This is a genomic window from uncultured Shimia sp., assembly GCF_913054185.1.
Lineage (GTDB): Bacteria > Pseudomonadota > Alphaproteobacteria > Rhodobacterales > Rhodobacteraceae > Shimia.
The window spans coordinates 18081-31307 of record NZ_CAJXIV010000040.1 but is presented as its reverse complement, the minus strand read 5'-3'; the positions used below and the strand labels follow the sequence as shown (position 1 = coordinate 31307).

Here is a 13227-nt window from a genome sequence, read left to right as displayed (position 1 = left end):
ACCACCGGATGCAGAGGGCTGGTCGCGGCCAGATGAGGTGCCGCCAAAGCAGACGGGATCACCGTCAGCCCATGCTCCAGGGCAAAGCCGCCGGCTTCAACCAACTCCAAGGTCAACGCGGCTGGCAACAACTGCGCTGACTTCACCAACTTTACCGCCGCACGATGCAAATCCGCATCTCCCGTGCGCGCCGTGGCCATAGGCCCTTTCATCGGCGTGTTCAAATCATCTTCCGGGCTGACAATGCCTTTGATCCACCGCAGATCACTGTCCGCAGGCAGCGCCACACGGGCAATATCGCCATCATAAGCCCGCGCCTTGAGCGTCTCCGCCCGCCGCGCGGTCAAGGTCAGGTCCGGTGTGGCACCAAGTGTCCGCACATCTGCCAAGCGTTCCGCCGTCAGCGTTTCTGCCGCCAGCACCAGCAACGGCATGCCTGCGCCGGTCAGCACAATCGGCACACCCATGCGCAGATCTGCCCGTGCACGGGCCAATCGCTCGATAATGTCAGGCGCAAAACTCATTGGAACCTCTGTCTTCAGCCAATCCCATGTAGCCTCTTCTGCAGCAATATGAAACATTTGGTGGTGCTGAAACACGAGGCCGTGAGCAGATTGCAGCAATTCTTGTTCTGATCGTGAAGTCACCTCACATGGCTACCAAGCAACGCACTACGGAGAGACGCACATGGCACAGTTGAAAAAGATCCTGCTGGTAGATGACGACGAAGACCTGCGCGAGGCGCTCTCTGAGCAGCTTGTGATGACCGAGGATTTTGACGTGTTTGAAGCGGGCAACGGGGTCGAGGCCATGGGCCGCGTCAAAGAAGGCTTGTATGACATCGTGATCCTCGACGTGGGCCTGCCAGACACCGACGGACGTGAGCTCTGTCGCTTGATGCGCAAACAGGGTGTGAAAAGCCCGATCCTGATGCTGACCGGCCATGACAGTGACGCGGACACGATTCTGGGGCTAGATTCGGGCGCCAACGACTATGTGACCAAGCCTTTTAAGTTTCCCGTCTTGCTTGCGCGGATTCGTGCGCAACTACGCCAACACGAGCAATCTGAGGATGCGGTTTTCCAGCTTGGACCATACACATTCAAACCCTCCATGAAGCTGCTGTTGCGCGAAGATGAGAGCAAGGTGCGCCTGACGGAAAAAGAGACAAATATTTTGAAGTTTCTCTACCGCGCCACCGAAGGTGTTGTGGCCCGTGAGGTGCTGCTCCACGAAGTCTGGGGGTACAATGCTGGCGTGACCACCCACACGCTGGAGACCCACATTTACCGCCTGCGTCAGAAGATCGAACCTGATCCCTCCAACGCCCGTCTGCTGATCACTGAGAGCGGTGGCTACCGCCTGGTGGCATAATCTTGCCGATTTCTTCGCGCCCCCCCTTTGGAAACGGCGCGGAGATACTAAATATGTTACGTTGATGTGTATCAAAGTCATATCTGACACACATCATTTACAAAGACCTATGAGTTCCCGCCCATGTCCGGGTTATGACATGAACCTCCCTGTTGGACTGGCCCGGGCTTCGGCTCGGGCCCTTTTTTTGTTTTGCGGACAAACTGCCGACAATGCCACGCGCCCAAATGCGCAGGATTTCGCATTGGCAGTCCCAACGCTCAGGGGTAGGGTCGCGATGAGAACAAAACGGGAGCACGCCACATGTCTTTCACCCTTGCGACTTGGAACATCAACTCGGTGCGTCTGCGCGAGCCTATTGTGCTCAAGCTGATGCAGGAAGAAGCGCCCGACGTGCTGTGCCTGCAAGAGTGCAAAAGCCCGGTGGAGCTCATTCCAACCGAAGCCTTTGCTGAGCTGGGTTACACCCACATGGTTGCGCGCGGCCAAAAAGGCTACAACGGCGTGGCGATCTTTTCCAAAATCCCGATGGTCGAAGCGGGCAGCGAAGATTTTGCTGACCTCGGCCACGCGCGCCACATTGCGGGCACGCTGGAAAATGGCGTGACCGTGCACAATTTCTACGTTCCTGCGGGTGGCGATGTGCCTGACCGCGAAAAGAACGAAAAATTTGGCCAGAAACTCGACTACCTTGCGGAGATGCGGGATTGGTTCCGCAAAGAGCAGGTCAAGAAATCCATCCTTGTGGGCGACCTGAACATTGCGCCGCGTGAAGATGACGTCTGGGATCACAAAAAGCTGCTGAAGGTGGTCAGCCACACCCCAATCGAGGTGGAGAAGCTCGCCGAAACCCAGGACGCTGGCGGCTGGGTCGACATCACCCGTCAGGACATCCCTGAGGGCAATCTCTATAGCTGGTGGTCATACCGCGCCCGCGATTGGGATGCGGCGGACAAAGGCCGCCGTCTTGATCATGTCTGGGCCACGGGGGACATCTCCAACGCAGGTCACGCCAGCCGCGTGTTCCGCGATGCCCGCGGATGGGAAAAGCCGTCGGATCACGCGCCGGTGTTTGCGACCTTTGATCTGTAAGACAGCTTACCGCGCCCACGCCGTGTAGTCGGGGTGGGCGTCTTTCATGTCTTGGTAGAGCCAGACCATTCGGTCGACAAACCACAGTTTGCCACCAATCATCAGGCTCAAGCCAAACAACGTCATACCAAGGTCAAGCTGCCAAAGCCCCCAAATCCACGGCACCATGCCCACACCTGAAACCACGCCAAGTGCTATGGCCCACCGCGTGTGATGGGAAGGGATTGAAACCGCCTTACGGTTGAGAAACACCCGCTCCCCAAACGTGCCATGCGCCGCCCAGCTGTTGGTGGTCTTTGGCGGCGCAAACGCACGTGGGTTCCACCAGGTCCATAAGATCACAAGACCAACTGGCAGCACCGCTCCCCAGCCAAGCCAGACCCGCGAAAACACCGCTATCGTCATCAGTGGCAAAATCGACATGCGGGAATAGACGCTGAGTGGATTGGCATGCCGGGCCCACGCGGCCTCATCCATCGCCATCATACGCTCGGAGTGTGCAAAGATGTCCCATTTTGCTGGCATATCTGGCCAACTCCTCTCTTGGTTTCTGTCGCGCTGCCCTCCATATAGGGGGCAAGTTCCAGACGGAGAACAATGATGATGGATATTATTGGCGGAGGCGCCCCAACCGCGGCCGCAGCAGGCGATTTGATCAAAGACGTGTCAGAGGCCACCTTTATGGCTGAAGTGGTGGACACCTCCATGACCGTGCCGGTGATTGTGGATTTCTGGGCGCCTTGGTGTGGCCCTTGTAAAACCCTCGGCCCCGCGCTGGAGGCAGCCGTTATCGCTGCCGGTGGCGCTGTGAAAATGGCCAAGATCAACGTCGACGAAAATCAGGGCATTGCCGGCCAGATGCGCGTGCAGTCGATCCCAACGGTCTATGCCTTCTGGCAGGGCCAACCTGTGGATGGTTTCCAAGGTGCGTTGCCGGGCAGCGAAATCGAGGCCTTTGTGGCCCGTGTGATTGAAGCTGCTGGTGGCGAAGTGCCGGATGGTGGTCTGGCGGATGCCTTGGTGGCGGCTGAAGAAATGCTGACCGAAGGTGATGCAGCCTCTGCCGCAGAAACCTTTGCGGCCATTGCTGAGCAAGATCCGGAGAATGCCGAGGCTTTTGCGGGCTTGGCGCGGTCCTATTTGGCTCTAGAGCAAGTTGATGAGGCAGAAGCGGTGATCAACGGCGTGCCAGAGGTGATCTCTGCCGCGGCGGAAATCGAAGCGGTACGGGCGCAAATCGAACTGGCCCGTCAGGCAGAAAATGCCGGTCCAGTGGCCGAATTGCGCGCTGCTGTGGATGCGGATCCGGACAACCATCAGGCCCGTCTCGATCTGGCGCAGGCGCTGCATGGTGCGGAAATGGTCGAAGAGGCTGTGGATGAGCTGCTGGAACTGTTCCGCCGGGATCGCGAATGGAATGATGGCGCCGCCAAAGCCCAGCTTTTCACCATTTTTGAGGCGCTCAAGCCCAATGATCCGGTGGTGCTCAATGGCCGTCGCAAGCTCAGCTCGATGATCTTTGTCTGACCCGCTTTGCGGTTTAGGCAAACCGGAGTAGGCTTTCTGCATGATCAAAGCCGCTGACTTGCCGGACACACTGTCTGTGTTTCCCTTGCCCGGGGCGCTTCTGTTGCCCCGGTCCCGCCTGCCGCTGCATATTTTTGAACCGCGCTATCTGGCGATGATGGATGACGCGCTCAAAACCCGCGAGCGGCTGATTGGCATGGTGCAACCCAATGAGGTGCCGGGGCGGGACGACAAGGGGCTGCACACCATTGGCTGTGTTGGGCGCATCACCCAGTTTTCGGAAACCGACGACAACCGCTATTTGATCACACTCACCGGCGTGTCGCGGTTTCGGATTCTGGCGGAAATGGATGGCTTCACGCCTTACCGGCGCTGCGCTGTCAGCTGGAGTGGGTTTGATCGCGATCTTGGTCCGGTTGAACAGGACGCCGATTTTCGACGCCCGGTCTTTATGGGCCTGCTAAAACGGTATTTTGAACAGCTCGACCTGTCGACAGATTGGGACACGCTCAAAGACGCGGAAGATGAGTTGTTGATCAACTCTCTGTCGATGCTGTTGGAGTTTACGGCAGAGGACAAACAGGCCTTGCTGGAGGCGCCGTCTTTGTCCACCCGTCGGGAAACCCTTGTGACACTTTTGGAATTTGCGCTGCGTGGCGGCGCTGGAGAGGACTTTATGCAATGAATGCCCACACTATACCCGGACCGAAGTTTGATCGTCGCATGTTGGAATCGTTGATCTGCCCGCAAACCCGTGGCCGTCTGGATTATGATGTCGACCGTCAGGAGTTGGTGTCCAAGGCCGCTAATCTGGCGTTCCCAATTCGCGAAGGCATTCCAGTCATGTTGATCGACGAAGCCCGCGTGTTGGACTGACTGTGGCGGGGGAGGGGGCTAGCCCCCTATTGGCTGAGCCAATTCACCCCCAGGATATTTTGCGAATGAGAAAGCGTCTTAGCGCATCAGCTTGGGCAGTTCTCCATTGAGACCCGCCGCCTCGCGCATAAACGTCCGGCGCAGGCCGGGCACCGCGCCGACCAACCCCATACCCGCATCCCGCGCCGCGCGCAGCAGAGGATTGTCGTTGGAAAACAGTTTGTTGGTCAGGTCAGTGGCTGCAACCAAAGTGGCGGTGTCAAACCGCCGCCATTCTTGATACCGCGCCAACACCAGCTCTGAGGCAAAGTCTTCGCCACGTTGGTGCGCCTCGGTCAGCACCTGCGCCAGTGCCGCCACATCGCGCAGGCCGGCGTTGAGACCCTGCCCGGCAATTGGGTGCATGCCATGCGCCGCATCACCCACCAGCACGACACGGTCGTCGACAAATTCATTGGCCACAGACAGGCTCAAAGGATAAGTGAAGCGATTGCCAGTGAGGGCAATCTTCCCCAGGAAATCGCCAAACCGCGGGCGCAATACGGCCATATAGTCCTCATCGGACAGGGCATGGATCGCGGTGGCGTTTTCATCTGTTTCGGACCAGACAATCGAACACATGTTGCCGGGAAGTGGCAGGATCGCCAGCGGTCCGGGTGGCATGAAAAACTGATGTGCCACACCGTTGTGCGGTAGCTCATGTGTAATGGCGCAGACCAGGGCGGTTTGCCCATAGCCCCAGCCGGTACGTTTGATACCCGCGCGTTTGCCAACCCCGGTTTGCCGCCCATCACAGCCCACCAAAAGCTTTGCGCGGTGTGTGCCACCATCGCTGAACGTAACGGTCACACCCGCCACATCTACAGCCTGATCTGTGACTGAAGTGCCAGAGATCAAAGTGATGCGTGGCTCGGCCTCCATCGCCTCCAGAAAAGCACGATACAAAAACCGGTCTTCAAGCATGAAGCCCATCGGGCCTTCTTCGATCTCGGTGTGGTCAAAATGCAGGAAAAACGGCGATGGCCCTTCGCCGGCGCGCCCATCGGACACTTTGATGTCACGCATTGGCTCGGAGTGGTCCGCCACCTTGTCCCAGACACCAATCGCCGCCAGCAACCGTTTGGAGGCCAGCGCCAGCGCATAGCCGCGTCCGTCAAAATTGCTGCCCGCTCGGGCGGGGGCAGGGCGTGCGTCCACCACGGTGACGTCAAAGCCGGCCTGAGCCAGCGCCAGGGCCAAGGCGGGGCCGTTGAGACCGCCACCTGCAATCAGAATATCGCTGTCAAATGTCATGACGCCAATATGGGCGTCGCTTCGGGATTGTCCATGCGCGATTGCGCCGCTACCGTCGCCTTCAAAGAGAAAGTGGAGAGCAGAATGTTGGATTGGCTGGAGAAAAGCGCCGCAGACCTGGGTCGGGGCATTGAGAGCGGGGCAATTGACCCTGTGGCGCTGACCCAAGCCTTTCTGGGCGCGATTGACGGCCATGACGCCCGCGACCGGATTTATGCCCAAGTGACAGCCGAGCGTGCCTTGGCCGAAGCCGAAGCCGCCGCCGAACGCGCCCGCGCGGGTCAACGGCTCTCGCCTCTGGACGGCGTGCCGGTCAGCTGGAAAGACCTGTTTGATACGGCAGGTGTCGCCACGGAGGCAGGCTCGGCTTTGCTCAAAGGCCGGGTGCCCACACGTGACGCCGAAGTGCTGCGCAACGCCACGGCGGCTGGCCTGATTTGTCTGGGCAAAACCCATATGAGCGAGCTGGCGTTTTCCGGCATTGGGCTGAACCCGATGACCGCCACGCCGCCTTGTGTGAATGATCCCGGTGCGGTGCCCGGCGGCTCCTCGTCTGGTGCGGCGGCGTCCGTGGCCTTTGGGCTGGCGGCCGCAGGCATTGGCTCAGACACCGGCGGCTCGGTGCGCATTCCAGCGGCGTGGAACGATTTGGTGGGCCTCAAAACCACCGCTGGCCGCGTGTCTTGCGCCGGCACCGTGCCGCTGTGTCGTAAGTTTGACACCGTTGGTCCGCTGACCCGCACGGTGGAAGATGCGGCGCTTCTGTTGGGCATTTTGGAAGGCAAACCTGTGCCGGACTTGCGTGGCGCGTCGCTGAAAGGCACCCGCATGGCTGTGCTGGAATCCGTGGCGTTGGATCAGGTGCGCGAGGCGCCTTTGGCTGGGTTTGAACGCACTTTACATCGCCTACGCGAAGCTGGCGTGGAGCTGGAATTCCTCAAGGCCGAAGAGGTGGCGGAGGCCATGGCGCTCTCCGCGCCGCTGTTTACCGCAGAAGCCTATGGCGAGTGGAAAGAGGTGATTGAGGCGGCACCGGACAAGATGTTTGAGCAAATTCTGGAACGGTTCCGCGCCGGCGCGTCCTTCAGTGGACCGGAGTATGTGGCTGCCTGGCACAAGCTCGATGCGCATCGGGCCACCTGGAATGCGCGGATTGCCGGATATGACGCCGTACTCCTGCCAACCGCGCCGATCCTACCACCCAACATTGAACGCCTGATGCACGACCAAGACTACTACGTGACCGAAAACCTGCTGGCCTTGCGTAATACTCGGATTGGCAATCTGATGGGCTCTGCGGCCATCACCTTGCCAACTGGCGTGCCAAGCTGTGGCCTGATGATGCTAGGGCAGGGCGGGTCCGAGGAGCGGCTTTTGCGATTGGCGGCGGCGGCAGAACCCCTGTTTGGCACCCCTTAAGAGGGGCCAACCCCTCACTTGCGCCTTGCGCAAGGTCATCTCGGGGTATTTAGGGACTGTGAAACCTGAGGCGGCACATCGCTTTGGTGATGGAGAGCGATATGCGCAAGTTTGAGATTTTTGTTGTCACCGCGCCGGGGCTGGAAAAGCCTTTGGCAGCCGAGATCACCGAAGCTGGGTTCAAAAAGCCCAAGATGATGCCGGGCGGTGTGCGCTTTCGCGGCAATTGGCAGGACGTGTGGCGCGCCAACCTGTGTCTGCGCGGCGCGGTGCGGGTGCTGGCCCGGATTGGCAATTTCCAATGTATGCATCTCAATCTGTTGGAGAAGCAAATTGGCGAGATGTCGTGGACGCCTTACCTGCGGTCTGATGTGCCGGTGAAGGTGGAAGTGGTGACGCAGAAGTCCAAAATCTACCATGCTGGGGCGGCCAAAGAACGCATTGAGAAAGGCCTTGTTGCGGCGGTGGGTATGCCAATTTCCGCAGAGGCTGAGGTGGTGCTCAAGGTGCGCATCGACAACAACATGCTGACCTTCTCGCTCGATACCTCGGGCGAAAGCCTGCACAAACGTGGCCATAAACCCGCCGTGGCCAAAGCGCCGATGCGCGAAAATATGGCGGCGATGTTCCTGCGTCAGATGGGCTATGACGGCAGCCAGACGGTCTATGACCCGATGTGTGGCTCCGGTACCTTTGTGATTGAAGCCGCTGAAATGGCGGCTGGTCTCCTACCGGGGCGGTCCCGCAGGTTTGCTTTTGAGCAATTGGCCAGTTTTGATGCCGAAGCCTTCGCCGCACTGAAAACAGCGACCACACAGGTGCCAGCAGGTCGGTTTTATGGCTCGGACAAAGACGCGGGTGCCATTCGCATGTCACTTGAGAATGCAGACCGCGCTGGCGTGGCGGACCTCTGCAGCTTTGCGCAACAAAGTGTAGGTGAGATCACGCCCCCGGAAGGCCCGCCCGACATTGTGATTGTGAACCCGCCCTACGGCGCACGCCTTGGTGACAAAAAGGGACTGTTTGCCCTGCATGCCAGCTTGGGCAAAGCCCTCTCTGCACAGTTTTCCGGTTGGAAGGTTGGCATAATTACCACGGACGCTGGTTTGGCCAAAGCCACCAACTTGCCGCTTGAGACCCCATTTGCCACGGTGGCGCATGGTGGTTTGACTGTGCGCCTCTTCACCTGTGAGGTGCCATAACACAAAGGGTGTGGTGATGAGTGACGGTGTGTTTGATGCCGAGGTAGCAGAAACCTATGACGCCAACCATGTTGGCGCGGATCCCGCACTTGTCACGCGGTGTGTCGACATTCTGGCGGTGTTGGCCAATGGCGGTGCAGCGCTGGAATTTGCCATTGGCACCGGGCGCATTGCCTTGCCTCTTGCGGCTCAGGGCGTGCCAGTCAGTGGCAATGAACTGTCCACGGCGATGTTGGCCCAGATGCGTAAGAAACCCGGCGGGGCTGATATCCCCGTGGTGGTTGGGGACATGACCCAGGTGCAGGTCGACGGTGATTTTTCACTGGTCTATCTGGTGTATAACACCATTGATAACCTCACCACGCAGGATGCGCAGGTTGCTTGCTTTGAAAACGCGGCCCGACATTTGCGTCCCGGTGGCTGCTTTGTGGTCGAAACATTGGTGCCACCGTTGCAGCGCTTGCCGTTTGGGGAAACACACGTGCCGTTTGCCCATGACCCCGATCATTGGGGTGTCGATGAGATCGATGTGGTCACGCAATCCTACAGCTCCCATCACCTTTGGATCAAAGACGGGCAGGCCGAACATCTTTCGGCACCGTTTCGCTATGCTTGGCCAGCTGAGTTGGACCTTATGGCGCGGATCGCGGGCATGTCTTTGGAGCACCGCTGGCAGGATTGGACCCGCGCGCCCTTCACCAACATGAGCAAAACGCATGTGTCTGTGTGGCGCAAGCTGTGAGTAGGAATTAAAGCGTTTCGAAGAATGTCTGAATCGCTTCGTTGCTTACATACCAATGGCTGGCATCTTCAAGGTGATCGTCTAGATACCCAAATATGCGGTCCGGTGCGGACAGGTCGAGGTAATAGAGTGCGAGTTCTGGCCCTTGTGAACCGTCTTCGTACGGCATGTAGACGCGGCGTTCGAAATTACGAGCCTCTGTTGTGACAAACATAAACCGCTGGCCTACGTAATAGCCTGCGTCGGCCTGCATCGGATAGTTACAAAGTTGCTCTTTTCGATAGTCGGCGTCTCCAGCGGTTTCGGATGGCACGAGCCAATACATCCACAAAAAGCCAATGTCGTCATCGTCGAGATTGATGCTCGTGAACAAAGCCACAGGCGTACGCTCTTTGATCAGAACTGAAAGCGCATCTTTCCACTGGTGTTGATACTGTTTCAAGGAGTAGGCGTTTAGGTGGGTTTCGAATGTTTCACAAAAAGCCCCGATATCGATTTGGCCGTGGCAAAAGTCACTTTCGATCTTGTTTGTGAACTTGATAGAAAATGCCATGCACTTGAAGCCTTTTGGTTGTTTGATTGTGCGATACTCTGAGTGTGTGCTTCGGTCAATTGTGTCAACGTTTGCCGCGCGGCTGCGCAACACATAGGGCGTTGCGTTTACCCAATTCGGCGCAAAAACGCACCTCCGCAATACAGTCGTGATACTGACGTTATACCGACGCGATTTTGGGCGGAATTTAGTCCGTTAATCCCTGGTTTGGCTCCCCCGGCGTCAGGATGTGCCGCAGCAGCGCGACAGGGTGTTTGCGCAGGGTCAGCCGCATCGCCACATAGTCTTCAACCACTTGTTCTCCCATGGACATTTCCGGCAGCATCGCCGCAGGCTCCAGAATGCCTTCGCCGTCCATATCCCCTGCAAACAAAGGCAATGGCTTGTCCGCTGTGATCGCCTTGGCCTCCCACAACGCCTCCCGGCGCTTGAGCCCTAATGAGGCAAAGGCATCCGCCTCCGCCAACCGCGTCAGCACGTGTGGATCAATGCCCGCCCGCCGCCAGACATCCTCCACCGTTTGATAGCCATTGCCCCGTGCTGCTGTGATCCAACTGGCGTCCTCTTCCCGCAGTCGCCGCACCTGCCGAAACCCCAGCCGCAGCGCCAGTCCACCACGCCCGTCGGGCTCCATCACATTGTCCCAAAAACTCTCGTTGATATCGACGGGGCGAACCTCGACCCCATGTTCTCGGGCATCCCTAACTATCTGGGCGGGCGCGTAAAACCCCATCGGCTGGCTGTTCAGAAGCGCACAGGCAAAGATGCCGGGATGGTGACATTTGATCCAGGCGGAGGCATAGACCAACAGTGCAAAAGAGGCCGCGTGGCTCTCCGGAAACCCATAAGATCCAAAGCCCTCGATTTGGGAAAAACAGCGCGCGGCGAAGTCTTCCTCATAGCCATTTTTCCTCATCCCTCGCATAAAACGATCGCGGAATTCACTGACATTTCCGTGCTTCTTGAAGGTCGCAAGCGAGCGCCGCAGCCGGTCAGCTTCCTCCGGCGTGAATCCCGCGCCGATGATGGCGATTTGCATGGCCTGTTCCTGAAACAGCGGCACGCCCAGCGTCTTGCCCAACACTTCGCCCAACTCGTCAGACGGGAAGGTCACAGTTTCCTCGCCATTGCGCCGTCGGATGTAGGGATGCACCATATCGCCCTGAATGGGGCCGGGGCGGATGATCGCCACCTCGATCACCAAATCATAGAAATTGCGTGGCTTCATCCGCGGCAGAAAATTCATCTGCGCCCGGCTTTCGACCTGAAACACCCCAATGCTGTCGGCCTTACACAGCATGTCATAAACCACTGAATCCTCTGGTGGAATCGTCGACAATGCGAGGTCCATCCCGTGGTGACGCTTGAGCATGTCAAAGCCCTTGCGAATGCAGGTCAGCATGCCAAGCGACAACACATCGACCTTCAAAATGCCAAGGCTCTCAATGTCATCTTTGTCCCAGCAAATGACCGTACGGTCCTCCATGCTGGCGTTCTCGATTGGCACCAATTCATCAAGCCGCCCTTCGGTCATGATGAAGCCGCCGACGTGTTGCGACAGGTGGCGCGGGAAGCCAATGATCTCCTGCACCAGCGCCATGGTCTGCGCCAGGCGCCGGTCATTGGGATCCAGCCCAATCTCGCGCATGCGCGTGTCCTGCACCGCATCAGTGGAGAAGAACCCCCAAAGCTGCGATGACAGCGCCGAGATGGTGTCCTCCATCAGCCCCATGGCGCGGCCGACCTCGCGGATCGCGCGTTTGCCACGATAGTGCACCACGGTGGCGCACAGCCCGGCCCGGTGGCGCCCATAGCGTTCATAGATGTGCTGGATCACCTCTTCGCGGCGTTCATGTTCAAAGTCGACGTCAATATCGGGCGGCTCATCGCGGGCTTCGCTGACAAAGCGTTCAAACACCATGGTGCCAATTTCTGGGCTGACCGAGGTCACACCCAGACAGTAACAAACCACTGAATTTGCGGCACTTCCGCGCCCTTGGCAGAGGATCTCACGCGAACGGGCAAAATGCACCACATCGCGCACGGTCAGGAAATAGGGCTCATATTTCAACTTCCCGATCAGCGCGAGTTCGTGTTCCAGCATGCCACGCACTTTCTCCGGTGCCCCATGCGGATAACGCCAGCGCAGCCCTTCGTAGGTCAGCCGATGCAGCCGATCTGTCGGGGTTTCGCCCTGTGCCACTTCGCTGGGATATTCGTAACGCAACTCGTCTAGCGAAAACGTGCAGCGCTTCATCAACCACGTGGTCCGCGCCAGTGCCGCCTCGTGACCCGCAAACAGACGTCGCATTTCTCCCGCACTGCGCAGCCGCCGCTCGCCATTGGTCTGCGCCTCTTGCCCCAAACTGTCCACGCGACAGCCTTGTCGGACCGCGGTCAGCACATCCGCTAAGCGCCGCCGCCCGCCATGATGCATCACCGGCATTGTGGTGGCCACCAACGGCACGCCCAATTGTGCCGCCTGCTGCGCACGGGTGGCAAAGCGGGTGGCATCCTCGCCGTCATATCCCGGCGCCAGCGCCAGTTGCAGCCGCCCGGCAAAGCGGCGCGACAGCTGCGGCAGATGTTTGGCCCAATCACACGCGCCGCGTGGGCTGCGATGCCTGTGCGGATGGGGATGCAAGATCAACTGTAACCCGGTGCCAAACTCCAACAAATCACCCAGATGCAGGATACAGCTGCCTTTTTCCGCCCGTAGTCGCCCTTTGGACAGCAGGCGGCACAGATTGCCCCAGCCTTGCCGGTTTTCTGGCAGTGCGGTGATGGGCGGCGCATCGCTAAACTCCAGTCGGGCCGCTGGCATCAGGCGCGGGGTGGCGTAGATCGGTGCGCTCGCTGGCAGTGGAATGTGATCCGGGCAGGGCGGACCAATCAACCCTGTTGCGGCATCTGCATTGCGCCGTTCGCGCACTTCACGCGCAATTTCACGCGCCTCGGTATGACTGCGTACAATGCCCGCCACACTGTTCACATCCGCAATGGCAATTGCCTCTAATCCCACCATGGCGGCACGGCGAATGTACTCCTCCGGATGGGATGCCCCGGTGAGAAACGTGAAGTTCGATGTTATGCAGAGCTCGGCAATCATAAGAATCGCCATTATATTCACGTTTTGTTCCCTTTGGGAG

The 13227-nt window shown here is 58.7% G+C and carries 12 protein-coding genes and 1 pseudogene; 8 read left to right on the top strand and 5 right to left on the bottom strand.

Annotated features, from left to right (window positions below; genetic code table 11):
- Positions 1-524, bottom strand: a pseudogene (locus tag QZ517_RS10260) (GTP cyclohydrolase II); the annotation flags it as partial.
- Between the two features lie 163 nt (positions 525-687).
- On the opposite strand from QZ517_RS10260, the gene QZ517_RS10255 reads away from it, so the two are divergent.
- Both QZ517_RS10255 and QZ517_RS10250 read left to right on the top strand, forming a co-directional pair.
- Positions 688-1374: a response regulator transcription factor gene (locus QZ517_RS10255; RefSeq protein ID WP_283423988.1), complete on the top strand. Its 687-nt coding sequence runs from the start codon at positions 688-690 to the stop codon at positions 1372-1374.
- Between the two features lie 303 nt (positions 1375-1677).
- Complete coding sequence (locus QZ517_RS10250) at positions 1678-2466, top strand: exodeoxyribonuclease III (protein ID WP_294226165.1); 789 nt, start codon at positions 1678-1680, stop codon at positions 2464-2466.
- Positions 2467-2472: 6 nt separating this feature from the next.
- Here the strand turns inward: QZ517_RS10250 and QZ517_RS10245 are convergent, their stop codons facing one another.
- Positions 2473-2991: a DUF6653 family protein gene (locus tag QZ517_RS10245; protein ID WP_294226162.1), complete on the bottom strand. Its 519-nt coding sequence runs from the start codon at positions 2989-2991 to the stop codon at positions 2473-2475.
- Between the two features lie 75 nt (positions 2992-3066).
- On the opposite strand from QZ517_RS10245, the gene QZ517_RS10240 reads away from it, so the two are divergent.
- The 3 genes from QZ517_RS10240 to QZ517_RS10230 are packed head-to-tail and all read left to right on the top strand — an operon-like array spanning position 3067 to position 4869.
- Positions 3067-3993, top strand: coding sequence for a co-chaperone YbbN (locus QZ517_RS10240; RefSeq protein WP_294226159.1), 927 nt, complete (start codon positions 3067-3069; stop codon positions 3991-3993).
- Between the two features lie 40 nt (positions 3994-4033).
- Complete coding sequence (locus QZ517_RS10235) at positions 4034-4678, top strand: LON peptidase substrate-binding domain-containing protein (protein ID WP_294226156.1); 645 nt, start codon at positions 4034-4036, stop codon at positions 4676-4678.
- Entirely contained in the window at positions 4675-4869 is a 195-nt protein-coding gene (locus QZ517_RS10230) for a Trm112 family protein (RefSeq protein ID WP_294226153.1), read from the top strand. The genes QZ517_RS10235 and QZ517_RS10230 overlap by 4 nt, the downstream gene beginning before the upstream one ends.
- A gap of 78 nt (positions 4870-4947) precedes the next feature.
- Here the strand turns inward: QZ517_RS10230 and QZ517_RS10225 are convergent, their stop codons facing one another.
- Entirely contained in the window at positions 4948-6162 is a 1215-nt protein-coding gene (locus tag QZ517_RS10225; RefSeq protein WP_294226150.1) for a UbiH/UbiF/VisC/COQ6 family ubiquinone biosynthesis hydroxylase, read from the bottom strand.
- An 84-nt stretch (positions 6163-6246) separates the two neighbouring features.
- On the opposite strand from QZ517_RS10225, the gene QZ517_RS10220 reads away from it, so the two are divergent.
- From QZ517_RS10220 to QZ517_RS10210, 3 genes are all read left to right on the top strand, one after another.
- Complete coding sequence (locus QZ517_RS10220; RefSeq protein ID WP_294226148.1) at positions 6247-7581, top strand: amidase family protein; 1335 nt, start codon at positions 6247-6249, stop codon at positions 7579-7581.
- 89 nt (positions 7582-7670) lie between these two features.
- Positions 7671-8783: a class I SAM-dependent RNA methyltransferase gene (locus QZ517_RS10215; RefSeq protein WP_294226176.1), complete on the top strand. Its 1113-nt coding sequence runs from the start codon at positions 7671-7673 to the stop codon at positions 8781-8783.
- Between the two features lie 16 nt (positions 8784-8799).
- On the top strand, positions 8800-9525 hold the full coding sequence (locus QZ517_RS10210; RefSeq protein WP_294226145.1) for a class I SAM-dependent methyltransferase: 726 nt from the start codon (positions 8800-8802) through the stop codon (positions 9523-9525).
- Positions 9526-9532: 7 nt separating this feature from the next.
- Here QZ517_RS10210 and QZ517_RS10205 read toward each other — a convergent pair whose 3' ends face one another.
- Both QZ517_RS10205 and QZ517_RS10200 read right to left on the bottom strand, forming a co-directional pair.
- Positions 9533-10078 carry a hypothetical protein gene (locus QZ517_RS10205; protein WP_294226141.1) on the bottom strand — a complete coding sequence of 182 codons (546 nt, stop codon included), beginning with the start codon at positions 10076-10078 and terminating at the stop codon, positions 9533-9535.
- 187 nt (positions 10079-10265) lie between these two features.
- Positions 10266-13187, bottom strand: coding sequence for an error-prone DNA polymerase (locus tag QZ517_RS10200; RefSeq protein ID WP_294226174.1), 2922 nt, complete (start codon positions 13185-13187; stop codon positions 10266-10268).
- Positions 13188-13227: the final 40 nt, after the last annotated feature.